Origin of the sequence: Shimia aestuarii (assembly GCF_022814865.1) — a bacterium.
In the GTDB taxonomy this organism is placed as follows: Bacteria; Pseudomonadota; Alphaproteobacteria; order Rhodobacterales; family Rhodobacteraceae; genus Shimia; species Shimia aestuarii_A.
In genome coordinates this window covers 106,445-129,958 of sequence record NZ_JAKVRD010000010.1, presented here as the reverse complement: position 1 = coordinate 129,958, position 23,514 = coordinate 106,445, and the positions used below count along the sequence as shown (strand labels likewise).

24 protein-coding genes are annotated in these 23,514 nt (G+C 57.9%); 10 read left to right on the top strand and 14 right to left on the bottom strand.

Annotated elements, in window-relative coordinates:
- Positions 1 to 345: 345 nt before the first annotated feature.
- The 4 genes from MK745_RS11940 to MK745_RS11925 all read right to left on the bottom strand — a co-directional run bounded on the left by MK745_RS11940 (position 346) and on the right by MK745_RS11925 (position 4,370).
- Positions 346 to 1,068: a hypothetical protein gene (locus tag MK745_RS11940; protein WP_243613525.1), complete on the bottom strand. Its 723-nt coding sequence runs from the start codon at positions 1,066 to 1,068 to the stop codon at positions 346 to 348.
- Entirely contained in the window at positions 1,065 to 2,246 is a 1,182-nt protein-coding gene (locus tag MK745_RS11935; protein WP_243613530.1) for a tyrosine-type recombinase/integrase, read from the bottom strand. Before MK745_RS11935 ends, MK745_RS11940 begins: the two co-directional genes overlap by 4 nt.
- A 214-nt stretch (positions 2,247 to 2,460) precedes the next feature.
- Positions 2,461 to 3,435, bottom strand: coding sequence for a response regulator (locus MK745_RS11930; RefSeq protein WP_243613524.1), 975 nt, complete (start codon positions 3,433 to 3,435; stop codon positions 2,461 to 2,463).
- Between the two features lie 176 nt (positions 3,436 to 3,611).
- Entirely contained in the window at positions 3,612 to 4,370 is a 759-nt protein-coding gene (locus tag MK745_RS11925) for an acyl-homoserine-lactone synthase (RefSeq protein ID WP_243613523.1), read from the bottom strand.
- 204 nt (positions 4,371 to 4,574) lie between these two features.
- Here MK745_RS11925 and MK745_RS11920 point away from each other — a divergent pair, with 204 nt between their 5' ends.
- From MK745_RS11920 to ptsN, 8 genes are all read left to right on the top strand, one after another.
- Positions 4,575 to 5,912, top strand: coding sequence for a sensor histidine kinase (locus MK745_RS11920; protein ID WP_243613522.1), 1,338 nt, complete (start codon positions 4,575 to 4,577; stop codon positions 5,910 to 5,912).
- A 187-nt stretch (positions 5,913 to 6,099) separates the two neighbouring features.
- A complete protein-coding gene (locus MK745_RS11915) occupies positions 6,100 to 6,711 on the top strand; it encodes a ribonuclease D (protein ID WP_243613521.1) in 612 nt (203 codons plus the stop codon).
- Positions 6,711 to 7,679, top strand: coding sequence for a KpsF/GutQ family sugar-phosphate isomerase (locus tag MK745_RS11910; protein WP_243613520.1), 969 nt, complete (start codon positions 6,711 to 6,713; stop codon positions 7,677 to 7,679). Before MK745_RS11915 ends, MK745_RS11910 begins: the two co-directional genes overlap by 1 nt.
- Position 7,680: 1 nt before the next feature.
- Positions 7,681 to 8,289 carry an LPS export ABC transporter periplasmic protein LptC gene (gene lptC, locus MK745_RS11905; RefSeq protein ID WP_243613529.1) on the top strand — a complete coding sequence of 203 codons (609 nt, stop codon included), beginning with the start codon at positions 7,681 to 7,683 and terminating at the stop codon, positions 8,287 to 8,289.
- Between the two features lie 12 nt (positions 8,290 to 8,301).
- Positions 8,302 to 8,790, top strand: coding sequence for a lipopolysaccharide transport periplasmic protein LptA (lptA, locus tag MK745_RS11900; protein ID WP_243613519.1), 489 nt, complete (start codon positions 8,302 to 8,304; stop codon positions 8,788 to 8,790).
- A complete protein-coding gene (lptB, locus tag MK745_RS11895) occupies positions 8,790 to 9,548 on the top strand; it encodes an LPS export ABC transporter ATP-binding protein (RefSeq protein ID WP_243613518.1) in 759 nt (252 codons plus the stop codon). The genes lptA and lptB overlap by 1 nt, the downstream gene beginning before the upstream one ends.
- A 243-nt stretch (positions 9,549 to 9,791) precedes the next feature.
- Positions 9,792 to 10,355, top strand: coding sequence for a ribosome hibernation-promoting factor, HPF/YfiA family (gene hpf / locus MK745_RS11890; RefSeq protein ID WP_243613517.1), 564 nt, complete (start codon positions 9,792 to 9,794; stop codon positions 10,353 to 10,355).
- 46 nt (positions 10,356 to 10,401) lie between these two features.
- Complete coding sequence (gene ptsN / locus MK745_RS11885; RefSeq protein WP_243613516.1) at positions 10,402 to 10,866, top strand: PTS IIA-like nitrogen regulatory protein PtsN; 465 nt, start codon at positions 10,402 to 10,404, stop codon at positions 10,864 to 10,866.
- Between the two features lie 7 nt (positions 10,867 to 10,873).
- Here the strand turns inward: ptsN and MK745_RS11880 are convergent, their stop codons facing one another.
- The 9 genes from MK745_RS11880 to cysQ all read right to left on the bottom strand — a co-directional run bounded on the left by MK745_RS11880 (position 10,874) and on the right by cysQ (position 21,233).
- Positions 10,874 to 12,304: a sulfotransferase family protein gene (locus tag MK745_RS11880; RefSeq protein ID WP_243613515.1), complete on the bottom strand. Its 1,431-nt coding sequence runs from the start codon at positions 12,302 to 12,304 to the stop codon at positions 10,874 to 10,876.
- Between the two features lie 6 nt (positions 12,305 to 12,310).
- Positions 12,311 to 14,008, bottom strand: coding sequence for a beta-1,6-N-acetylglucosaminyltransferase (locus MK745_RS11875; protein ID WP_243613514.1), 1,698 nt, complete (start codon positions 14,006 to 14,008; stop codon positions 12,311 to 12,313).
- A 16-nt stretch (positions 14,009 to 14,024) separates the two neighbouring features.
- Positions 14,025 to 15,035 carry a glycosyltransferase family 2 protein gene (locus tag MK745_RS11870; protein ID WP_243613513.1) on the bottom strand — a complete coding sequence of 337 codons (1,011 nt, stop codon included), beginning with the start codon at positions 15,033 to 15,035 and terminating at the stop codon, positions 14,025 to 14,027.
- 179 nt (positions 15,036 to 15,214) lie between these two features.
- A complete protein-coding gene (locus MK745_RS11865; RefSeq protein ID WP_243613512.1) occupies positions 15,215 to 16,135 on the bottom strand; it encodes a glycosyltransferase family 2 protein in 921 nt (306 codons plus the stop codon).
- Between the two features lie 148 nt (positions 16,136 to 16,283).
- Complete coding sequence (gene galE, locus MK745_RS11860; protein WP_243613511.1) at positions 16,284 to 17,267, bottom strand: UDP-glucose 4-epimerase GalE; 984 nt, start codon at positions 17,265 to 17,267, stop codon at positions 16,284 to 16,286.
- A 17-nt stretch (positions 17,268 to 17,284) separates the two neighbouring features.
- Positions 17,285 to 18,178 (bottom strand): UTP--glucose-1-phosphate uridylyltransferase GalU, encoded by an 894-nt coding sequence (gene galU, locus MK745_RS11855; protein ID WP_243613510.1) that lies wholly within the window; start codon positions 18,176 to 18,178, stop codon positions 17,285 to 17,287.
- A 205-nt stretch (positions 18,179 to 18,383) separates the two neighbouring features.
- Positions 18,384 to 19,466 carry a polysaccharide biosynthesis/export family protein gene (locus MK745_RS11850; RefSeq protein ID WP_243613509.1) on the bottom strand — a complete coding sequence of 361 codons (1,083 nt, stop codon included), beginning with the start codon at positions 19,464 to 19,466 and terminating at the stop codon, positions 18,384 to 18,386.
- 168 nt (positions 19,467 to 19,634) lie between these two features.
- A complete protein-coding gene (locus MK745_RS11845; protein WP_243613508.1) occupies positions 19,635 to 20,435 on the bottom strand; it encodes a 3-deoxy-manno-octulosonate cytidylyltransferase in 801 nt (266 codons plus the stop codon).
- Positions 20,436 to 21,233, bottom strand: coding sequence for a 3'(2'),5'-bisphosphate nucleotidase CysQ (cysQ, locus tag MK745_RS11840; RefSeq protein WP_243613507.1), 798 nt, complete (start codon positions 21,231 to 21,233; stop codon positions 20,436 to 20,438).
- Positions 21,234 to 21,350: 117 nt separating this feature from the next.
- On the opposite strand from cysQ, the gene MK745_RS11835 reads away from it, so the two are divergent.
- Complete coding sequence (locus tag MK745_RS11835) at positions 21,351 to 22,172, top strand: ABC transporter permease (RefSeq protein WP_243613506.1); 822 nt, start codon at positions 21,351 to 21,353, stop codon at positions 22,170 to 22,172.
- Entirely contained in the window at positions 22,169 to 22,807 is a 639-nt protein-coding gene (locus tag MK745_RS11830; RefSeq protein WP_243613505.1) for an SH3 domain-containing protein, read from the top strand. The genes MK745_RS11835 and MK745_RS11830 overlap by 4 nt, the downstream gene beginning before the upstream one ends.
- Here MK745_RS11830 and MK745_RS11825 read toward each other — a convergent pair.
- On the bottom strand, positions 22,794 to 23,405 hold the full coding sequence (locus tag MK745_RS11825; protein WP_243613504.1) for an alpha-ketoglutarate-dependent dioxygenase AlkB family protein: 612 nt from the start codon (positions 23,403 to 23,405) through the stop codon (positions 22,794 to 22,796). The genes MK745_RS11830 and MK745_RS11825 overlap by 14 nt on opposite strands.
- Positions 23,406 to 23,514 lie beyond the last annotated feature (109 nt).

Sequence of the window (23,514 nt, the reverse complement as noted above, 5' to 3'; positions counted from 1 at the left end):
TCAATACGAAACGACCCCACAGTGCTCTGGGCTATCGCCCACCGGCCCCCGAAACCATCATCCAGATGGACCAAAGGCCGATCATGCACTAACAATCAAATTGGACCACTCAAGTGGGGCGGATCACCCGACGCGCCATAGAATTTTGCTCAACCGGCGCGATTAGCTAGACGGGCTCTGCCGACTTCGCAACCGCAGCGAACTTCTGCTTCCCTGAAGAACCATTCCGAAAGAAGACCGATCAGAGCGCTCGGCATTGAAGGTCCGCTTTTGCGGTATCTCAAAGTTCTTTCTGCACCCGCAGCTAAGGTCGGCTTCCCGTCCTTTTTAACTATGCGCGCTATGCTATCTAGCACTTCGCCGCTCCTTTTCTTTCAGCACTTCAATAGCCCGCTCGCAAGGCCCTCGAAAGCTAGCCCGACTTACGCCATCCGCTGCGGATTTAATGTTTAGCACCCTGAACACCTCATCGACCGCACGGCAATAGGGCGTTGAAGGCTCGTCGTCTTGATCCTTGCCAAAGGTCGGGAGTTTTCCTTGCAACTCCATGAAAATCTCCCCAACCGCGACGGCGAGTTGATTGGCGTCAACTTGAGTGGGGCGGCCGCGTTTCCCACGGGTGCCTCCTAGGAGCGGATTGGTCTGGCGGGCTTTGATGATTTTCTCGCGTAGGTCGCGGAGGTCTGCTTGGAGTTCGCCTGCCATTCCCGCTTGGAAACAGAGATAACTTGGAAAAGGAAACTCCATGCCCGCCTCGAAGCAGTCTTCTTGGATTGAGCTGCGTAGTGCGGAGTTCCAATCTAGCCAACTTTGAGTGCTTGCGGACAGGTCGTTGATTTTCTTGTTTACAGACTCTAGGGACTCTTCGCACTCCGCGAGAATATCCTCTATTTCATTGGCTTCTTTGCTTGTTTCCCAAGGGGCCTCATGGCTATGCGAAATTAGTCTCTGATGTTGGTTGGTTATCTTTGGGCCGCCGGGTACCTCAAGCTTCACGAGGGCGGATTTTAGGTCGGCAAGTATTCGGTCAAAAACTTCGCCGAAATCATCCCGTTCCCCATCCCTCATTGCGAAACCATCCTCACAACCTGACCATCCTGCCCACAGCAGTGTTGTGCCCAGCGTTCCATCAATGGACGGCGCTGGTCAAGAAAATCGGTCCGGCGATAAGAGCGCACGACGCTGCTATCGGTCTTGTGGGCCAAGACCATTTCAGCCACCTCATGTTGCGCAGTGGTGCATTCGGCGAGCCATTCACGAAGGCTTGTGCGAAAGCCGTGTGGGCGGGCCTCAAGGCCGCGCCGTTTCATGATTGCCGCCATCGCCATATCGCTGATCACGTTCTTCCGATTCCAGAAAAGAAAACCGTTGCGAGCAAATGGCAGTGCGGCTTCGATCACGTTTTGCGCCTCAGACGAAAGGGGCACCCGAAAATCCTCAACCGCACCGACGCGGCCCTTCATGTCTTCCGCTGGAATGGTCCACACGTCGCCCTCGATATCATCCAGCTTAAGCATTCGGATCGGGCCGGAGCGTGCCCCCGTGAGGATCAAGAGGCGCAAGGCTAGTGTCGCCACGCTCGGTTCTTCAAGGCTGTGATAGAATTCAGGTACATCTTGCCAAGGCATCGCTGGAATATGCGTTTCTTTGTGCCGCTGTTTCCCGAGTAGTTCGCGGGCTTTGCCTACGGCTTGTATGTCCACATCCAGTTCAAGCGCCGCTGCGTGCTTGAAGACGACGTTTAGCCGGTTGATCGCCTTCTTCGCTGTCGCGGCTTTTGTGTGCCAGATCGGAGCGAGGCAGTCGCGGATGTCCCTCTGAGTAATTTGGGCGATAGGCACTTTGCCCAGTTTGGGGAAAACATGCTGCTCAAGAGGGGAGAGCCAGCGCCCAGCCTTGCCGTCATCCTTCAGTTCGGCTTTCCGCGCCTCGAACGCATCAAGGGCGACTTCTTTGAATAGTCCGCCGAGACGGTTGGCGCGTTCTTTGTCGCGTTCGGCAATCGGATCGTACCCCATAGCTACTCGCGCGCGCCACTTTGCAGCTTCTTCCCGCGCGGCTTTGAGTGAAACAGCGGGGATCGGTCCAAGGCCCATTTCTCGCCGCCTGCCGTGCAGACTGTAGCGATAGACCCACTGGCCGCCACCATCAGCTTTCTTGACTAGGCGCAAACCGCCGCCATCTTCATGCTTTCCTGCGGGCAGGGAGGCCGCTGCGTTACTCGGGAGTTTATTGAATGCGCGCATACTATCCTCCAATTGATCCCCCAAGCTGTAAGCGATGCCGTGAGACGCAGCAAGATAAAGCAGGCCTTCATGGTCATGTTTTATTGAGTTAAGTGGACACTGTGAGATGTTTTGGAGTCAGGCGAGTTCGGTTCTCCATGCCTCTTCTGGGCACCATTTCTTCCCTAGAATATCCTGCACTCTGAACACAGCTTGGCATGCAATCGTGTGCGCCCTACTGCTTCATCGCTTCGCGCAGCAGGAAGAGGTGTTTCTCCTCCGAAAGGCTCGGCGTGCCTGCGACCTGCGCTTTGCGAATGGCCTGTTGCAGGATGACATTGGCGCGCCGCTCTCCGAAAAGGCCATTGCGCACCTGATTGCCAACCCGCACGCGCGGCGTCGGAAGGTCTTTCACGGCATAGCGAATATAGGACTTGGCAAGGGTCGCATTGATCTCCGCCTCAAGAGCGGCCATGTTGATCGTCCCGCGCCGCAGGGTCACCACGATGAAATCCCCCGCGCCAGCATAGGTAAACATGAACCTCTGCGCCTCGAGCCCCTTGGCAATCGCTGTCGTCACCTCGTCCAGCGCCTCAAAGAAGCCAGAGGACTCGGACCGAACATAGATCTGCGAAGCGGTCTCAAAGTGAATACCAAAGGCCGCGTGCGCAATAAGCCCTCGCCTGTCGAGCGTCATAAGGTAGTTTTCAAGGGCGAGGTATTCGATCGCGTTTTTCTGGCCCCGAAGTGGCACAGGGGCATCAAAATCTATCACCCGCGGATAGCATCTTTCGCCCTCTTGCAAGCGGTCGGCGGCCGCGGCGATCTGGATCTCCTCATGGATACGGGCCGCCATGGAAAGCCGCGAACGGAGCTCTTCGGGGTCAAGCGGTTTGGTGATGTAATCTGTCGCGCCAGAGGCAAATGCGTCATTGATGAGATGTCGGTCCGCGACCGCCGTCAGCATGAACATCGGCACATCGCGCAGCGGCTTCATGGTGCGCAACTCTGCACATAGCGCGACCCCGTTCATCTCGGGCATGAGAATATCGAGGAAGAACGCATCGAAAGAACCCGGCGTATCCCGCACGATCTTCAAGGCCTCGGCGGCCGAAGTCACAGTGTGCAGTTCATGCTGCGCGTCCTGTTTCATGAAGCTCTTTAGAACCTCAAGAAAGTTCGGGTCGTCGTCTACGGCGAGGAACCTCATGTCGCCTCCGTCTTGAATTGGCCAAGGGACAACCTAGGGGAGAAATTGGCCCAAAATGGGGCGCTCAAGAGAAGGATTGCGGCAATAGGTACGATCCACTCCTCGCCAAAAGAGAACGAGAAGCTGAATACAACCTTGGGTATTCTAATCGCAGATGGATCAGGTCGGTTCTGACGCTAGACTTTCATCAATGCGGCCTGAACGCGGTCCCCTTCGATCTTCATCACTGGACCGACCGCCGTCGCCTCCATATCGATCCGCTTGAGCCAACGCCGGAACACGGCCGGCACGATCCCGATCACATGCGTTGCGCCGACCGACCGCGCCGCCGCAGCCATCCCTTTCATCAGCGCACTTTGCACCAACGCCCGATCTTTCGCCGGGACTTGATCGGTCACGAATAGACGCGTCGCCTCCCACACATCGTCACGCACCGGGGCCTCGTCATAGAGCATGTCGAACGGCAGCCCCTTGAGTTGGCCAAGCTGGGCGTCGCGCAGCATGTAACTATGGTTTCCGCACTCCGCGGTGGTCGGTGAGATCCGTGCGCCGCCAAGAATAACGTCCTGATCATGCACGACAATCCATCGGGCCAGCGGCGTATCGTACTGATCGAACTCCATCCCGTCGGTCTCGGGCAACTGCCAGCCCTTCTGCACGATGAACACCTCGCGGCGCGCCTGCAAATACTTCACGAGCAGATCGCCATATCTATGGACATTCTTCATCGAGAGGACCGTTGTCGTGTACTCCCGAGAGTCGTGCGCTTCGGGCACCTCGTCAGGCTTCCGGACCCGCTTCTTGCGGTAGCCATAGCTATTGACCCATTTCTTTAGAAGACCTGCCGAAGATCGGCGGTCTAGCTCGTGCTGCGGCACAAGCTCAGGAAAGACCCGACTCGCCTTTCGACTTCGAGAATCAACCACTCGCTCCATTTGACGCCCCAGCCGCTCACCCAACTTCGTCAACAATCTCCTTAGAGTTGACACATTGTCGCCAAGTTAGCAATTTAAACGTGTGTGAAGAATGCCCTTTCCCGAGAAACGTGTTGCCGTTGCAGTTCGCGACACGCAAATTGTTTACCAACAGGTCAACCCAACTAGATGGGACTTCGTGAGCAGGCGAGAACTGAGGACGTGATGGATCAGACGAGCAGCGACCAGGCACTATTGGCGCGCCAGATCAAAGACTATTGTCAGGTCGGCATTGACCTGATCTGGCAGCGACAGATCATCTTCGGCGCCGCCCTTGCTTTGGCGGCCTTCTACTATGATGTCTGGCTCGCGCTTGGCGTGCTTGTTTTCGTGCTGACTTCTGAAATCTATGACTGCTGGGTTTTTAAGCGCGCCTTGAATTGGAACGGCAAGGACCGCTCCACCGAGAAGCGTTTCATGTGGCAGATTTATATCGGCACCATTCTTAGTGCCTCGGTCATTTCAGGCTATGCGATCGGTATTGCGGTGCTTCAGGGGCACACGACTCACTTCATGCCACTGTTCTTCCTATTCGCCGCCGCCCTGTTCGCGGCGATGAACAACCATCAGCTCAAATCCGTTCTAACGATCCGCCTTCTGATTTACGGCGCGACGTTTCTCTACATCCCGATCCGCGACATCGTGCTAACCGATGCGCCGCTGAAATCGGAGCTCTGGGCACAACTCTTCACGAGCCTTTTCGTGCTCTTCTTCATCATCGACAGCTCGCGCCACTACCTGCAGCTCTACAGGACGCAAGTTGCCCAGATGCGGCAACTGCGTGTCGAGCATGAGAACTCGCAGATGGCCTATCGCGCCAAGACGGAATTCGTCTCGACAATGAGCCATGAATTGCGCACGCCCCTGACCTCAATCAAAGGATCGGTGGACCTTGTGAACTCCGGCATTCTTGGAGAGCTACCGGATCAAGTGAGCAAGACCCTCAAGGTGGCACAGAGGAATTGCACCCGCCTGCTCACACTGATCAACGAAATCCTCGACCTGCAAAGCGTCGAAAGCGGCCGTGTGACCTTTGAAACGGAAACGCTCGACCTCGGCGAAACCATCGAACAATCCGTGTCCGACAACGAGCCCTTCGCCTCACGGCTAAACGTGCAGGTCGATTTCAACCCGCCAGCAGGGTCCGTCTGGGTCAACAGCGACCGCGCCCGCCTGCAACAGGTTTTCTCCAACATCCTGTCAAACGCCGCTAAGTTCTCACCCGCAGATAGCACGGTCGACGTCCGCACCGAAGTCGGCCAGAGCCATGTCGACATTCTCTTTAGCGACAAGGGCATCGGCCTATCCGAAGAAGACTATGACAAGGTCTTTGACCGCTTTACCCAGATCGACTCGTCCGACACGCGACAGATTGGTGGCACAGGGCTTGGGATGAATATCTCCAAGCGGATCATGGAGGCGCTCGGTGGATCGATCTCCTACCGCAAGAACCCTGATCGCGGCACAACTTTCATTGTCCGGCTGCCCCTTTCAGAGGCCTGAGGCACGCGCATTGCGATCCCACAATCGTCAAGCACCAACACCCCCAACACCTCAAGAACGCATAGGAATCCGCTGTCTTTCTCTCTCGCGACGCGGCAATTCCGGCGCTGCCGTATCGCCATCTGTCATTGAAACGGCGACACGAAACCCGTAAGTCCTCTCTATCCGGTTATTCCGAGGCATTGAGATGGCGAACCACCTATATCAGAACGATCTTCCCGACGATCTCGACCTTGGCCCTGTTGTGGCCATCGATTGCGAAACAATGGGGCTCAACCCCCATCGCGATAGGCTCTGCGTGATCCAGATGTCGGGCGGTGACGGGAACGCCCATCTTGTGCAGGTCGCCAAGGGCCAGACCGAGGCGCCCAATCTCTGCCGCATGCTCGAAGATCCGAACGTGCTCAAGCTGTTTCACTTCGGCCGCTTTGACATCGCCGCGATGTATAACGCCTTTGGCGCCCTCACCGCGCCGGTCTATTGCACCAAGATCGCGTCCAAGCTCATCCGCACCTACACGGATCGCCACGGTCTCAAGAACCTTCTTCAGGAACTTATTGGCGTCGACATCTCCAAACAGCAGCAGATGAGCGACTGGGGAGCCGAAACCCTGACCAATGCACAACTCGACTACGCCGCCTCCGACGTGCTCTACCTGCACCAGTTGCGCGACGAGTTGAACAAGCGCCTCGACCGGGAAGGCCGCACAGAGATGGCGCAGGCCTGTTTTGATTTCCTGCCCATGCGCGCGAAGCTCGATCTCGCGGGCTGGCCCGAGCAAGATATCTTCGCACACTGATGACCCATTCGCACGCATTCCTCGACACCGCCCGCCGCGTGATCGCCACCGAAGCAGACGCCCTGCGCCAGCTCGGCGAAGGTCTCGACGGGGATTTCGACAAGGCCGTGGAAACCATGCTCTCGGCCAAAGGCCGGATCATTGTGTCGGGTATGGGGAAATCCGGCCACATCGCCCGCAAGATCGCCGCAACCCTTGCCTCGACTGGCACCCCCGCTCATTTCGTGCACCCTGCCGAAGCCTCGCACGGTGATCTTGGCATGATGGCCCAGGGCGACGTCGCACTTGTTTTGTCGAACTCGGGCGAAACGCCGGAACTCGCAGATGTCATTGCCTATACCCGCCGCTTCAACATCCCGATGATCGGCGTCGCAAGCCGGCCCGGCTCGACCCTAATCAAGCAATCGGACGTGGGCCTGATCCTGCCGCCCGCCGAAGAAGCCTGCGGTTCTGGGATCGTGCCTACGTCCTCGACCACAATGACACTTGCGCTTGGCGATGCCCTCGCGATCGCCCTCATGGAGCACCGCCGCTTCACGCCCGAACATTTTCGCGAGTTCCACCCTGGTGGCAAACTCGGCGCTCAGCTTTCCCGTGTCAGTGACCTGATGCACAAGGAGAGCGCGTTGCCGCTGGTGTCCGAGGACACATCGATGGCCGACGCGCTTCTCGAGATTAGCCAGAAAGGTTTTGGGGTTGTTGGCGTCACCGATGCAAACGGCGCCCTCGCCGGAATTATCACCGACGGTGACTTGCGTCGTCACATGGACGGCCTTCTCGATCACAGCGCGCGCGAAGTCATGACCCGCGCCCCGAAAACCATTCCGCCAGAGGCACTTGCCGAAGAGGCGGTTGCGCTGATGAACGCGCGCAAGATCACCTGCGTCTTCGTGATTGACCCGCAAAGCGATGGCGCACCGCTCGGCCTCTTGCATATCCATGACTGCCTGAGGGTTGGGCTTGGCTGAGATGGTCCGCGTTGGGATGACATACTCCCGGCTTGTCGCCATCCTCAAGGTCGCCCTGCCGCTGATTGCGCTCGGCTTGCTTTCGACGCTCTTTCTCGTCTCCAACCGGATCACCGACAGCACCGCCTCCATCCCATTTGCAGAGGTCGATCTCGCTCAGCGCGCCCGCGAACAACAGATCACCGCCCCGTTCTTTTCTGGACGCACAACAGCAGGGCATCTCGTTGCTTTTGCAGCAGAGTCCGCGCGTCCCAACCTCGAAGACCCGACCCGGTCATCCGCCACGAAGATGGACGCCCGTATCGACTTTACCGATGGCTCTCGCATCAACATGACCTCGGAAACGGCCGAGATCGACAACGGAAATCACATCGCCACACTGCTGGGTGATGTTCAGATCAAAAGCTCGGCAGGGTATGATATCCGCTCTCAAGAGCTTATCGCGCACATGCGAGACGGCAGACTCCTCTCGCCCGGCACAGTCCATAGCACCGGCCCCGGCGGCGATCTAACTGCTGGTCGCCTTGAGGTGACAGAGGACCAGGCCACCGGAGAAACCACTTTGTTTTTCTCCGAGGGTGTGAAATTGATATATGAGCCCGTGGATTAATCGAGGTCGCCCGTGTCTTTCATCAAAGTTTTCTTCATTTCCCTTGCTCTTGCCCTCCCCTCCGCCACCCTAGCCCAAGGGTTCGAGGTCGCCTTCGGGACTTCGCAGGAAAATTCGGATCTTCCGGTCGAGGTAAATGCAGACTCGCTCTCTGTGGATCAAGAGAACGGCACGGCGATATTTCGAGGCAATGTGCGGATCAAACAGGGCACCATGCGGATGTCTGCCCCCGAGGTGCACGTGTTCTACAACGATTCGAACTCTGGCATTGCGCGGCTCGAAGGCTTTGGCGGCGTGCTTCTCGTCGATGGCCCGGATGCTGCGGAATCAAAAGACGCCGTCTATAGAGTCGAGGACAGCATCGTTGTCATGACGGGCGATGTCCTCGTGACCCAAGGCACGAACACGCTCCAATCCCAGAGAATGACCGTCAATCTCGAGACCGGCACCGCCCAGATGGAAGGCCGTGTAAAAACGATTATGCGGACCGAGGACAATTGATGGCATCTCCCGATTTGACTGTGACCGAGAGCGCCTCCGGCCTTCGGGTCGACAATCTGCGCAAGAGCTATCGCAAGCGCACGGTGATCCGCGACTTCTCTATGGTGCTGAACCGTGGCGAGGTGGTTGCCCTGCTCGGCCCCAACGGTTCCGGTAAGACCACAACGTTCTACGCCATCGCCGGCCTCATCATGCCGGAAGGCGGACGTGTGACGCTCGACGGACGCGATGTCACACATCTCCCGATGTATCGCCGCGCCAAGCTTGGCATCGGCTATCTTCCGCAAGAGATGTCGATCTTCCGCGGCCTCACGGTCGAGGAAAACATCACTGCCATTCTCGATATCACGCAGAAAGATCGCCACAAACGACGCGAACGCCTCGAAGAGCTTCTGTCTGAATTCTCGATCGAGCACCTGCGCCGCGCGCCTGCCCTTGCGCTCTCCGGCGGGGAGCGCCGCCGGGTTGAAATCGCGCGCTGCCTCGCCGCCGACCCGAGCTATCTTCTCCTCGACGAGCCCTTTGCCGGTGTGGACCCCATTTCGGTCGGCGATATTCGCCATCTCGTGGCAGACCTCAAGAAACGCGGCATCGGCGTGCTCATCACCGATCACAACGTGCGCGAGACGCTCGAGATCGTCGACCGCGCCTATATTCTTCATGACGGCAAGGTGCTCATGTCCGGGACGCCGGATGACGTGGTCGAGAACGAAAACGTGCGCCGCGTCTATCTCGGCGACAATTTCCGCATCTCCTGACTCGGTCAATTGCGCGGGAATGTGCCGCTGAATCTTGTGATGGATCATTGACAATCCCCCGCCCGAGGGCGTCAAATACTCCTATGACATTTTCGGACTCGCACTGCTATCTCGTGCGGCCTTTCCAAAGGCCCGATGGCGGGCAAGCAACGAAAATGTCCTATCCCAGCATACGAACCTGAACAATCACGCTCGCTTGTCGCCCGTGGTTCGGGCCGTCATGTCAAAGAAAAGGAAAACAGGATGCGCTATCAGATTACCGGAAAACAAATCGACATCGGTGATGCCCTTCAGACTCATGTGAAGGACGAGCTAAGCGCCGTCGTATCGAAATACGCCGAGCGCCCGACCGATGCCAACATCGTCTTTTCCAAAAGCGCACATGAATTTGTATGTGAGGCAACCGTTCACCTCTCCACAGGTCTGACCGCTCAGGCCAAGGCGCACGCGACTGAGATTTACGGCGCTTTCGACGGTTGTGCTCAAAAAATGGAAAAGCAACTCCGGCGATACAAGCGCCGATTGAAGGACCATCACAAGGAGCGCGCGGAACCGGTTGAACTCTTGGGCGCGTCCTCGTATATCCTCGCCTCAGAAGGGGAATCCGAGCAGGCAGAGCCCGATACGCTCCAGCCCATGATCATCGCCGAGATGGAAACCAAAATTCCATCGCTTAGTGTCGGCGAGGCCGTGATGCAGATGGAGCTCGCAGGTGTGCCTGTCGTCGTTTTCCGCAACGAGGCAAAAAACGGATTGAACGTGGTCTATCGCCGTGAAGACGGCAATATCGGCTGGATCGATCCATAAGGACAAGCGGTAGCGGCGAGACGCCCTGCCCGGAGAAATTGGCATTATGGATCTGTCGAAAATCCTCAAGCCCGAGGCGGTCAAAGTTGTTTCGTCCGCCTCGAGCAAGAAGCGTCTTTTGCATGCGATCGGAGAGGTGGCCGAGTCGGCCTATGGCCTCGATGCGTCCCGTGTTGTGGAGGCTCTTCTTGAGCGTGAAAACCTCGGTCCAACCGGCGTGGGACATGGCGTTGCCCTGCCCCATGCCCGCCTAGAAGGCCTCAGCTCTGTGGTCGGTGCTTTCGTGCGCCTTGAAAAACCCGTTGATTTCAACGCTGTCGACCGTCAGCCGGTCGACATCGCCTTCGCCCTCTTCGCACCGGAAGACGCCGGCGTGGAGCACCTGAAGGCGCTCGCTCTTGTCTCTCGGACTCTGCGTGAGAATGCGATTTGCGCCAAGCTGCGCGCCAATCAGGAAACACAGACGCTCTATTCGATTCTGACCGAATCCCAGAACGTTCAAGCCGCCTAAACCGGCACTAGCGCCAGCGATCAAATCCGAAGTTCAGGTAGTCGCGTTGATAGATGTCGGCAACCAAAGCCTCGATCTCGTCATCATAGACCGCATCCAATGAAAACGGCTCGTCCGCACCGGCCTCTTCGGGGTCCGGCGGCCCCATATGGCCAACTTGCATCGCCAATGCCGGAAGATAGCTCTCCATGTCTTCCTCGCGCACGATGACATCGGGAAAGCAAAGCTCTCCGAACCCCTTGAGAATCGCCGACTGCGTCGCCCAATGCCCATCGATTCGAATACTTGTTTGCCCGGCAAGATTCGCCTTCACGAAGGCGAGATAGCCAAGAAACGCCTCTCGATGCGCGTCGAGATCATATCCCGCCCCCGGCGCCCCATCCGGAAGCGGCACCTTATAGAGCTTACGTAGGGACTTGCGGATTGCCGCGAAACTCCCTTCTTCGATCGATAGCACCCGACGACAGAACGCGGCATGCGCCCGTGCCACCGGGTGACGCAATACGGTAAAGGTGCGGTGCCCTTTATTGTTGCGACGCCAGATGCGCAGGTCTTTCTGATTGCCCTTGGTCGGCAAGTCATCCACGGATACGCCGTCGAGCGCTGCCATCCACGCTTTCACTTGCGTCTCCGGCCCCGACCGCATCGGCATGAACAAAAGCGGCGTTTCGGCCCCCATGACATAGGTCGGCACTGCCGGGTTGCGGCGCGGTTCAAAATTCGGTGTCCGGGTGAGGTTGAACCGATCCAACTCTGCCAGCGCGTCCGACACGTCCTCGATATTGGCGACTTTCTTCGAAATCGGACTCGGGTTCTGCCGTTTGAGAGAGGTATCAAGCGCCTCAAGCGTCTCTTCCACACCAAGGAACTTCGCAAGGCCATTCATGACCTCGACATCCTGTAAGTCCTCATAGGCGACATAGAACGCCGTCTGCCCCGTGGTCTGGAGCCGGTTCATAAGCTGGACCTGAAACGCCTGAAGCTCTTCGACATGGGCACGGAACTCGTCCTTGTCGAATTGGATCTTCCCTGCCTCCTTGCGCCGCCGCACATCAGTAAGCTTCCATTGCCCCGTCGCCCGTGCGATTTTGAGGGACACGTAGCTGTCGATTGGATTGCGCGTTAGCACAATCTTGGCACAGCGCGGATCGGCCAGACAGGTATCGAGGATTCGCGGATCATGGTCGTGGAAATAGCGAAACCCACCAAGAACCCCATCCTGCCGCCGGATCACCTTGATAAGCTCGAACGGATCCTGCGTCCGCGTTTCAAGGGTCACACCAAGGATATCATCCTTGTTCGGATAACCGATGAAATGCGGATTGAACGCCTCCCCGTAACAGGCGAGCCCCTCGAAGGCATTGAGGTTCGTCTCAAGGAAATTGGACCCCGTCCGCATCTCCGCGAACACAACGAAATAATCAAAGGAATTCGGCATCGGCTATTACTGCACCAAATAAGGTTTGCGCGGCGGTTTGGGCTGATTGAGACCCGGCGGGCTCACGGGGAAATCCCCCATGAGATACGGATGCATCCCCTGGTTCTTTAGGTTCTGCAGGAATTGCCCAAACCCCGTCAGATCGGCCATCTTCGGCGCTTCGGTCAGGCGGCGGAGCGAATGCTGCCCCATCTCGTCGATGATGGACTGAAGCGGCTCCATCGGTGCCTCGATAAATTCGGCCATGGTCCAGATGCGAATCCGCGCCTTGGCCCAAACCGACCGCAAGACCTTGAGCTGTTCGCTCTCGAGTTTCTGAAGCCGCGCCGCTTCCTGCCGCAGGTCTGCAAAATTGCGGTTCGATTTGAAGAGTGGCACGGCCCAAGCACCGCTGATCACGGAAACCTGTGCATTTGGGTCTTTGGCAATGAACCAAATCGGCGCCGTTTCATCCGCCGGGCCAAGCTGAAGACACTGCCGCTCGCCCCGCGTGTTCCAAATAAGGCTGGTGAGAAAGGCGGTCGGGTTATAATCCCGCAACGCAGGACTATCCGTCAGCGCACCGTTCACGACCTTCTGGCCGCCAGAGAATTCCGCCCTTTCCGGGCTGAAGAGGTGGCCATGCACCTGCGTGCTCGTTGCCTTGGCAAGCCATGGCTCGAAATCCTCGAACAACTCCGTGAACCCTTGGAACACCGAATAGCGCCCGCTGGTGATTGAGTGTTCATACCCTTCGTGCGGAAAACGGCTCTGCATATAAAGACCCTGCCGGCCCCGCGTGCGCCTCTCAACGGCCTTCGCAAAGATCCGGTCGATCTTGGCCGGGTTCGGCTCGGTCATCTTGATCGCACCCTCAGGATCGCGCAGGAACCCGTCATAGAGCCTGTTCGCCCGAGGCCAAATCTTACGCGCCACGAAACAGTCCGACCGCCGTAAGAGCTGAAGGTGATCGTCGTAAAAGATATGCGGCTTGCCCTGAAAATCGAACTTCGACAGGGTCAGTGAACGGCTCTCGATATTGGTCGAGTAGAGCCGCGCGAGCGTCTGAAAATAGCTCTCATCCGGGATCCAGACCTTGCGAAAATAGGCGTCATAGGTATCGCGCGCCGGGTCTTCGAGGATCGCCGAAAGCGTTTGCCGCGTCAGGCACCACCATTGCGATCCCATATGCGGCGTGATCCCGCTCGGGATACGTCGTTTGAACCCAACTTTGCGTTGCAGTTCGACATATTTGTCAAAGAGATAGCGATGCCGCTTCCATGAAAACGGGAAGCGTAGCGTGAAACGTTCGTCACTCAGCCCGCCAACCGTCCAAGGCACATCAGATGTCGTTGCGGATTCGATGAAATCGGTCTGTGGACGTGCCGCAAGATAGTCGATCAACTCCTGTACCGGGCGAAGCGGCAGACAGGATCCCGAAGAGAGGTAGACATGGCGCACATCCGGGAAAGCCCCAAGCATCATTTCCGAGGCTGACAACGTACCGGCGACAAGACCCCACGTGCCCCATTCGCATTTGTGCCGCTGACAGAACTTCACCGTGGGCACATCATCAAGCGCCTTGGTGAACGCCTTATAGGTCTTACGCGGGACATTGGCATCGACATGGATCACAACAGGGCACCCGGCGGCGGTCCAGTGACGCGCCACCTGCTCGGCCCGGTCTAGGGCCGTATGCACCAACATGATGATCCCGACGCTCACCTAGTCCTCCCTCTCATCAGGCCCAGTTCCCCTTGGACATGAGCCCGAGAATTTCCAGTTGCCTCCAGTTAATATACTTTTCCGACCACTTGCACCAAAGTTCCGGATCATCGTTCAAACTTCTCGCATAGGCGAGATATTCTACGCTCTTGGCGTAGTGTTGACGCCTCTTAAGCTCCTCCGCCGCCTTGACAGAGAACGTGTCGAGGAACTTCGTGTGCAGCAGCACCCCCGACGCCTTCTCCCCGCCCCACTCGTCGAACACGAGGTTGAGCCCCCGCGGCAAGAGCATGTGGGTGGAATCCACATAGGTGTATTTCTTGGTCCATTTGACGAGCGGCACCTTGTTGAGCGCAGGCGCCTCTTCGGGGTTGTCCTGAAAGAACATCCGCGCCCGTGCCCCCCCTTGAATCCAGAGGTTCCAGTACTTCCAGTTCCGCGAGATAGAGTAGTTCCCGGAATCGAACCACCCTGCGATCTCGAGAGGATTCTGTCCTGCCCGATAAGGCCGATCGTTGATCCGACCCTTGGGATACATGTCGAGGAGCATTGCGCTAAAGGACCGGATAGAGCTCGCATCAAGCCAATCGGTCAGCGCCCGCAAGGGCCGCGTGTCGCAGAAAGGATAGACGAGGAACTCGTCCGGATCGACGACAAGGCACCAATGCTCATCGCCATATTTCCGTTGCAGCCAGTTGAGCCAGTCCACGCCATACCGGCTACGCCGATAGCTATGCTTCGACGTCCAGAGCGAGACATCCGGCTGTTGCTCGAGGTATTCGCGCGATCCGTCATCACTGTCATTGTCCACGATCAGGAAATGGTTAACCCCCATCTCGCGGTAGTACTGAAGAAAGAACGGGAGCCGAACCTTCTCGTTTCGCAAGGTGGTGAAGGCAAGGATATCATCGCCCTTGATACGGTCTGTCCGATCCGCAACAGACTTCATTTCACGCCGTTTACGAAACGCGCGGGCAAGCAGGTGCTTTCGCTTGAGGCGTAGTCTGTATGACTGAATGAAGCTCAAACCTGCCCTGCGCTCCTGCTCTGCACGGTATTCTCTGTGTCTACGAGCTGCTGGTTAAGACGCTGTTGACGTTGCTTGTCCATGCCTTTTCACCGCCCGCCCCGAGGGAAGGATTGGCCCCCGAAAGACTTTCCCCAAGGATACGGATTTGTGCACGTTTCGTAAACAGTTACAGTGGGTCAGAGCCATGTTCCCCGCGACATCAAACCCATCGCCTCAAGCTGTCGCCACCCTCGATAGAGACTCGAACGCTCACACCAGAGATCGGGCTTCTCTATGAGGGTCTTGTAATACTCATCATAAAGCGCGCTGTTGGCGAAATGTTCACGCCGCTTAAGCTCTTCCTTTGATTTGTCGACCACCGTGTCGAGGAATTTCGTGTGCAGCAGGATACCCGACGCAAACTCTCCTCCGTCCCGATCGTAAAAGCGATTGAGCCGGCGCGGCAGAATTCCATGTGTCGAGTTCACATAGACATAGCGCCGATTCCACTTCACGAGCGGCACCTTGTTCATCGTCGGCGCGCGACGCGGCTTGTTGGCAAAGAAACACCGCGCGCGGACACCGCCTTGGATCCAGAGATTCTCCATCGGGTCTTGCCGCTGGATCATGTAGTTGCCGCTATCAAACCACGACAGAACCTCTATCGGATCCTGCCCCGACACATAGCTCTGCTCTCCCAACGGCCCTTTCGGGTACATGTCGAGCATCATCGCCGGGAACATCTCGACCCCTCTCCCGTCAAGCCATTCAGTCAGAGCCGCGAGAGGGCGCGTATCCCAAAACGGATAGATGAGGATCTCATCCGCATCGAGCGTCAGGCACCAATGCCCATGCGCATGCTTCATCATCACCCACGTGAGCCAATCAAGCCCGAACCGCGCACGTTTGTAACTCCCCTTCGCCGACCACAGAGACACATCCGATTGCTCGGCAAGGTACTCCCGCGTGCCGTCATCGCTTTCGTTGTCGATGATGAGGAAATGCTCGACTCCAAGCGCCCTATGATGCTCAAGGAAATACGGAAGCCGCACGATCTCATTGCGCATGGTCCCGGCACCAAGGATCATCCCCGGCCGGATCGCCTGAGTGCGATCCACCACGGTCTCAAGCTGCCGCCGTTTTCGAAAAGCCCGGTAAAGAAGACGCCTGCGCCGAAGCCGGAGCTTATACGCAGCCCTTAGGTCGCGAAGCCTCTCGCGATCCGGAAATCTGCCCTGCCCCGTCCCAAGCGAAATGCGCGTCCCCTCACTTGTCGTAATGCCCGCTCTGATGCCAGCGCCAGGCATCCGAGATCATCGTGTTCAGGTTCGAACGCGACGGCGTCCAGCCTAGCTCTTTCTCCGCCCGTGTCGAGCCGGAAACAAGCCGCGTGCAATCCCCGGCGCGCCGCGGACCCTCGACAAAAGGCACCTCCCGATGCGTCACGGATTGCGATTGTTCGATCACCTCACGCACCGAAAACCCGCTCCCTGTGCCAAGGTTGAAGACTCGGCTTTCCTTGCCCTCGAGAAGCCATTGCAGCCCAAGTACATGCGCATCCACAAGGTCGCAGACATGCACGTAGTCGCGGATACAGGTGCCATCCGGCGTATCGTAATCCGTGCCAAAAATCGTCAACGCATCACGTTTCCCATCGATCGCGTCGAGGACGAGCGGGATAAGATGCGTCTCCGGTTGATGGAACTCGCCGACTTCGGCCTCTGGATCAGCCCCCGCGACGTTGAAATAGCGAAAGATCACATGGCGCAGGCCCGCCGCATCCTCGAAATCCCGCAGCATGTCCTCGATGGCCCGCTTGGACGCGCCATAGGCATTGATCGGATGCTGCGCGCACTCCTCATCAAGTACGACATTGTCCTGGTCGCCATAGGTCGCACAGGTCGAAGAAAATACGAAAGGTCCGACACCGGCCTCTGTCGCCGCCTCGATAAGCGTCAGTGAGCCTTGCACGTTATTGCGCCAATAGAGGCCCGGAATTTTCATGCTCTCGCCGACCTGGCTTAGAGCGGCAAAATGCATGACGGCGATTGGCTCATACTTGGAAAACACCTCGTCGAGACGCGCCCGGTCGAGCAGGTCGCCCTTCTCGAATGGCCCGAACTTGACCGCTTCTTCCCAGCCCGTGGAGAGGTTGTCATAGGTGACCGGCACATAGCCCGCCGCCTTGAGCGCCTTGCAAGCGTGCGAGCCGATGTATCCGGCCCCGCCGGTGACAAGAACGTTTTTCACAAGCTCTCTCCCGAATGCTATTGCGCGGCTTGTTCCGCCGCCACCATCTCGCGCAGATATTCGCCAAGCTCATCACGCAATTCGGGACGCTCCATCGCGAAGGCCACGGTCGCCTGAAGAAAGCCCGCCTTGGATCCACAATCAAAACGCTGGCCCCTGAAACGATACCCGAAAACGCCGTTCTCGTTGTCGATTTCCTTGGCAATGGCATCGGTAAGCTGAATCTCGCCCCCGGTGCCGGCCTCTTGCCGGTTCAGGTTGCGCAATACGCTCGGCGATAGAATGTAGCGCCCGATCACGGCGAGGTTCGAAGGCGCGTCCTCGAGCTTCGGCTTCTCAACCATGCCCTTCACCGACACAAGCGATCCCATGTCCTCTTTTACATCGAGCACACCATACGCCGAGGCCTTTTCCTGCGGCACTTCCATCGCCGCGACCATGCTGCCGCCAGTTTCGGCATAGGCGTCCACCATCTGCTTGAGACAGGATTCCTCTGCTGCGATCACGTCATCAGGAAGGATCACGGCGAAAGGTTCGTTGGCGATCAAGCGCCGCGCGCACCAGACCGCATGACCAAGGCCAAGCGCCTTGTGCTGGCGGATATAGGCGATTGCACCGCTTTCCATATTGGTGCTGCGCAAGGTCTTGAGAAGCTCTGTCTTCCCCTTCTTGCGAAGCTCCTGTTCAAGCACCGGGCTATTGTCGAAATAGTCCTCAAGCGCGCTCTTGCCGCGCGACGTCACAAAGATGAATTCCTTGATACCAGCTTCGCGCGCCTCGTCGATTGCATATTGGATGAGGGGCCTGTCCACGAGCGTCATGATCTCTTTCGGGATCGCTTTCGTGGCCGGAAGAAAGCGCGTGCCTAGCCCCGCCACGGGGAAGATCGCCTTGGTGACTTTTTTACGCATGAAGTAACTCGCTGATGTGTGACTAGGGCTTTGCCAAACGGCTTAAATTCGATTGAACCGTATCCGCTAAATCCCACGCGTTCAACTCCGCGTCAGGCAAGAAAACGCCGAAAAACACCTATAAAACAAAGCGTGCTGAAACAGGTATCATAGCAAGCGGCACATCGAATCCAGCGCGGGAATACAGGCCTCCCGCGCTGACACCTTAGTCAAATGCGTTGCTAAGTCCGAACACCGATCCGATAAGCGCCATGACCGACTGCGCCGGCTTGACGGCGGATTCTGTTGCCATGACCGTATCGCCGGGATGGATATAGAAATTCCGCGCACCAAAGATGCCGTCGGCGCTTGTCATGTCCATGGTGAAGACAACGTATTGCTTCTTCGGACCTGTCCCGTCTTCACGCACCTGCGCAGGGGCGTATTCGCGCATCACGAGAAGCCCGGCAGGGTTTGCGCGCGTGTCATTCACACCACCAAGCATCGAGACCGCTTCGAGACCCGAGATTTTTTCCTTGTGAAAGTAGACAAGCTCTTCCCGGGCCGTCGCGCCCAGCGCAACAAAGGATCGGCGGTCCTCGTCGATCAAGACCTGATCGCCGCCACGCACGATGATGTTTTTCGCCGGATCGGCAAAAAGCGCCGGGGCCGGGATCTCATAGGTCTTGCCATTGCGAATAAGACGCACGACCGGGTTCTTGATAGAGGGCGAAATACCGCCGCCTCGCGAAATCAGGCTCAGAATCGAAAAATTGCGGTTCGGAAGCGCCTGCGGCCCTGGCTTGACCACTCCGGACACGAGATCGGCAGAGTTCCCGACCCCTTCGACGAGCTCAAGCTGAACCTGTGCCGAGGGCGCGATCTCGGTCATCTCTTCCTGAATCTTGGCGCGCGCCTCGGTCGCCGTCAGGCCGAGCACATGCACATCGTCGACATAGGGCACAAAGACCATGCCGCTTGCATCGATCTCCACACTGGCGACATCTGCGCTACGCTGATCTTGCCCGGTGATGAGAGAGTTTTCGGAGTTGTCCCAGATCCGAAGATTGAGCGTATCCCCGACACGGAGCACGTTCGACGCCGGGCCACGTTGCCGCGCAAGCCACGAATAGTGCCCACGCCAACCGGTTTGCGGCCACGATTGGATACGACCGGCACTTTCGCGAGTGATTGGGACGACCGAGATATTGTCGGCTTCCGATTGTTCGGCAGAACGCCCTGCAACCTCAGTTACGATCGGCGCGCCGCGCGGCAAGGCGCAAGCGGTCAAGACACAGAGAGCTGCCAACAGCCCGACTTTCCTTGCCACGTCAAAATTCATTCGGAAAATGCCCCAGGTTTGATGACCGCGTTTTAGTCCGAAAAAGGGCAGAGCGGCAACGAAATTCGGCCCTCGCTGGCCCGGTTCTTTTGCTACATCTTGTCTCTTGGCCGGAATTCAGGCGCACTCTGTGGTTTAGGGTGTCCCCATCTCCGCCATCATGGCCTCGATCTTCGGCACGTCCTCGGGGTTATTAAGTTCCCAGAACTGACGCCCCCGCGCTTCAACCTCGACACAGAGAACCCGATGCCCGTGTTCCATGAACCGGAGCTGCTCGAGCCCTTCGAGGCTCTCAAGTGGGCCCGAGGTCCACCGCGGATAGGCGCCAAGCGCCGAAGGACGATAGGCATAGACCCCAACATGATGGAACACCGGGGTCTCCTCCTCGTCGCCATAGGTCTTCGAGGTGAATGGGATAACTTCCTTCGAGAAATAGAGCGCGTGCCGATCCTTGGTGAACACGGCGGTCGTGCCGCCGACACGCCCCGCCTTGCGATCCTCAAGGAACCCGTTGAGCGCCCGTCCGTCACAGCGCAGGACCGGCGTCGCCACCTCCGCCATCGGATCCCCCTTCAAGCCTTCGACAAGCTCTTCTACGAACCATGCCGGGGTCAACGGTGCATCGCCTTGCAGGTTGACCACGATATCGAACCCGCCGCCAAGATTGTCGAATGCCTCGGCGCACCGCTCGGTCCCATTGGCGCACGCCTCTGATGTCATCACGACCTCGGCCCCAAACGCCTCGGACGCCTCGCGAATACGGTCGTCATCTGTCGCCACCACGACGCGATCGACCCCCTTCACCCCACAGGCCGCTTCCCACGACCGCTGGATTAGGCTCTTGCTCTCTCCCGTCGCGCCCTTGAGCGTTGCGAGTGGTTTTCCGGGATAGCGGGTCGACGCATAGCGCGCCGGGATAGCAATCAGGACAGACATTCAGGCCTCTTTCAGAACAACATTCGGCGCATAGGCGATGAAGAACGGATTGGCGAACCCGTCCTTACCATAGACCAGCGGCGTGTGATCGTCGAACCGCACGACATCACCTCCGGCCCCAAGCAAAACGGCATGGCCCGCAGCCGTATCCCATTCCATCGTCCGCCCGACGCGCGGATAGATATCCGCCTCGCCCGTCGCCACGAGACAGAATTTGAGCGACGACCCCGCGCTCTTCATGTCCTTGACGGCATATTTGTTGATGTAGTCATCGGTGGCCTGATCCCGGTGCGATTTCGACGCCACCACGTAGAGCGCGTCATTGTCGCTTTCGGCAACTTGGATCGGTGTCACCTCGCCCACCGTGTCGGGCGCGAAATCCCCGGTTTCCTCGACCGACTGGCCGTCGGCCTGGGTAAAGAACATACGGTTGCGCGCCGGGGCATAGACAACCCCCCGCTGCGGCACACCGTTCTCCACATAGGCGATGTTGACCGTGAAATCGCCCCGGCGGTGGATGAACTCCTTGGTGCCATCAAGCGGATCGACGATCAGAAACGTATCGCCCTTGGCGGCATGGCTCTCCGCCTGTTCTTCGGTCACCAACATCACATCGGGGAATGCCGCACGAAGCCCTGCCGAGATGATCGCATCGGCCGCTTCGTCGGCTTCGGTGACCGGGCTATCATCCGACTTCACCTTCACCTCGAAATCATCTGCGTTGTAGATCTCCATGATCTTCTCGCCCGCTTCGATGGCAAGGCGGCGGATGACGGGGACAAGTGCGTTATGATCCAAGAGATGTCTCCATATGCAGGAAAGTTGAAATAAAAACTCGCGCCCCTTATGCTTTGGTCCTAACGGAACGGCAAGATTTCCCTACTATCCCCCGAGCACACACGGCGTACTGAGGCAATGTTTCAACAAACTGCACCCAAGACCACATTTGCGAGCGCCCTGAACATCGCCGAATTGATCTATCATTCGGTCGTGCACAACATTCGCAAGACGCATGGCAATGCGATGATGTCGATCCTGCGCAACATGCTGCAGGCGGCGGTCTTCGTGATGATGTTCTTCCTGATGTTCTCGATCCTCGGGATGCGGAGCGCTGCGCTAAGGGGCGATTTCCTGCTCTACATCATGTCGGGGATTTTCCTCTTCATGACCCATACCAAGACGCTTGGCGCGGTGGCCGGGGCGGAAGGGCCCTCATCGCCGATGATGAAGCACGCGCCGATGAACACCATCATCGCCATTTCTGCCGCTGCCCTAAGCACACTCTACATTCAAATTCTCTCGCTCTTCGCGATCCTTTTCATCTACCACGCCGCTTGGACCCCGATCACCATCGACCAACCCATCGCCGCCTTTGGCATGCTCTTGCTCGCATGGTTTACCGGAATCGCCATCGGCATGGTCTTCCTCGCATTGAAACCTTGGTTCCCAACCTTCGTGGGCATCATGACAACGGTCTACCAGCGCGCCAATATGATCGCCTCGGGCAAGATGTTCGTTGCCAACACGATGCCAAGCTTCATGATCGCTATGTTCGACTGGAACCCGCTCTTTCATTGCATTGACCAATCGCGCGGCTTTGTGTTCATCAACTACGCCCCGCGCAATTCGAACATCGACTACCCCTTCTGGTTCGGCGTGGTCTTCCTAATGCTCGGCCTCATGGGCGAATTCTATACGCGTCGCCACGTCTCGCTAAGCTGGAACGCCAAACGATGAGACGGTTGGCCTTTCTGCTGGCCTGCCTCTGCGTGCTTCCCTTCATAGCTAAGGCCGATGGTTTTCCGGCTCTGCATGACGTCGTCGATGTGGCCTCGGATGACGTGCTCAATATCCGCTCCGGCCCAACGGCCGGCGCCGAAATCATCGGCACGTTGGCCCCGGATGCCCGCAACATCGAGGTGACGGGAACAAATGAGAGCGGCACATGGGGCCGCGTGAATACCGGCGAACGCGCCGGTTGGGTCTCAATGCGGTTCATGCAAGCCACCGCGCAGGGCCATTGGACCGATCCCACAGCCAAGCTACGCTGTTTCGGAACGGAACCGTTCTGGTCCCTGATCCTATCTCCAGCAACCAAGCGCGCGGACTACATTCGCCCAGACGCCGCACCTGCGACCATAGGGATCACCCAATTTCTGACATCTGCACCCGGCTATCCCCCTGCCGCCTGGATGATGTTTGAAAAGGGAGCGCTCGAATGGGTCCAGCTTGAACAAACGTCTTGCAATGACGGCATGTCAGACCGCGATTTCGGTATTTCCGCGCGACTGGCAGTATCACAGCCCATGAAAGACGCGCTGACTCTCCCCAATTATGTCGTGCACGGCTGCTGCTCGGTTATCCTGCACTGACCGCCCGAAGCGTCACGTTGATCCGCCCACCCTTATCCAGAAGGCGCGATGATCCAAACCGGATGCGGTCAACGCCATGATGGCAAAGCCGCGCCGCACCCCCCATCACCACAACATCCCCTGACTCGAGCCAGATCGACTCCGTCTTGCCGCCTTTTTCCACATTCCCCATCCGGAAAAGCGCACTATCGCCAAGCGACAAGGACACCACGGGCCACGAGAAATCGCCCTCGTCCTTGTCCTGATGCATCCCCATCCGCGCGCCCTCGCCGTAGAAGTTCACCAGACAGCTATCAGGAAGGCGCTCCGCCGCCACCAGATCGCGCCAGATATCGAGAATACCCTCCGGGATCGCGGGCCAATCCATCCCCTCCGGATGATGCGGTTCATACCGATACCCGCGCCGGTCCGTGACCCAACCAAGCCGCCCCGCCGAGGTCATCCGCACCGACATCTTCCGCCCCCGCGCGGTTTCAGGCGCAAAGAACGGCGCGACCTGCGCTACACCCCGCAACGATGCCACGATCTCACGCTGCGCTTCGGGATCAAGATACCCCTTGTGAACCTGAAAACCCCGGATGTTGAGCGGTTCTGCCACGTGCTTCCCCCCTTTGCCGTGCCTACCTTCGGAAAAACCCTTCGATTCTTCACGTTCCCGCGAACACAGACGCTTGCAGGCGCTTTTCCCCCTCCCTATATACCCTGCG

What these genes read in the sequence shown, in the direction of transcription:
- MK745_RS11940 (WP_243613525.1), bottom strand. Translation starts at nt 1,068, where the DNA reads ATGAGGGATGGGGAACGGGATGATTTCGGCGAAGTTTTTGACCGAATA.
- MK745_RS11935 (WP_243613530.1), bottom strand. Translation starts at nt 2,246, where the DNA reads ATGCGCGCATTCAATAAACTCCCGAGTAACGCAGCGGCCTCCCTGCCC.
- MK745_RS11930 (WP_243613524.1), bottom strand. Translation starts at nt 3,435, where the DNA reads ATGAGGTTCCTCGCCGTAGACGACGACCCGAACTTTCTTGAGGTTCTA.
- MK745_RS11925 (WP_243613523.1), bottom strand. Translation starts at nt 4,370, where the DNA reads ATGGAGCGAGTGGTTGATTCTCGAAGTCGAAAGGCGAGTCGGGTCTTT.
- MK745_RS11920 (WP_243613522.1), top strand. Translation starts at nt 4,575, where the DNA reads ATGGATCAGACGAGCAGCGACCAGGCACTATTGGCGCGCCAGATCAAA.
- MK745_RS11915 (WP_243613521.1), top strand. Translation starts at nt 6,100, where the DNA reads ATGGCGAACCACCTATATCAGAACGATCTTCCCGACGATCTCGACCTT.
- MK745_RS11910 (WP_243613520.1), top strand. Translation starts at nt 6,711, where the DNA reads ATGACCCATTCGCACGCATTCCTCGACACCGCCCGCCGCGTGATCGCC.
- lptC (WP_243613529.1), top strand. Translation starts at nt 7,681, where the DNA reads ATGGTCCGCGTTGGGATGACATACTCCCGGCTTGTCGCCATCCTCAAG.
- lptB (WP_243613518.1), top strand. Translation starts at nt 8,790, where the DNA reads ATGGCATCTCCCGATTTGACTGTGACCGAGAGCGCCTCCGGCCTTCGG.
- hpf (WP_243613517.1), top strand. Translation starts at nt 9,792, where the DNA reads ATGCGCTATCAGATTACCGGAAAACAAATCGACATCGGTGATGCCCTT.
- ptsN (WP_243613516.1), top strand. Translation starts at nt 10,402, where the DNA reads ATGGATCTGTCGAAAATCCTCAAGCCCGAGGCGGTCAAAGTTGTTTCG.
- MK745_RS11880 (WP_243613515.1), bottom strand. Translation starts at nt 12,304, where the DNA reads ATGCCGAATTCCTTTGATTATTTCGTTGTGTTCGCGGAGATGCGGACG.
- galU (WP_243613510.1), bottom strand. Translation starts at nt 18,178, where the DNA reads ATGCGTAAAAAAGTCACCAAGGCGATCTTCCCCGTGGCGGGGCTAGGC.
- MK745_RS11845 (WP_243613508.1), bottom strand. Translation starts at nt 20,435, where the DNA reads ATGTCTGTCCTGATTGCTATCCCGGCGCGCTATGCGTCGACCCGCTAT.
- MK745_RS11835 (WP_243613506.1), top strand. Translation starts at nt 21,351, where the DNA reads ATGTTTCAACAAACTGCACCCAAGACCACATTTGCGAGCGCCCTGAAC.
- MK745_RS11830 (WP_243613505.1), top strand. Translation starts at nt 22,169, where the DNA reads ATGAGACGGTTGGCCTTTCTGCTGGCCTGCCTCTGCGTGCTTCCCTTC.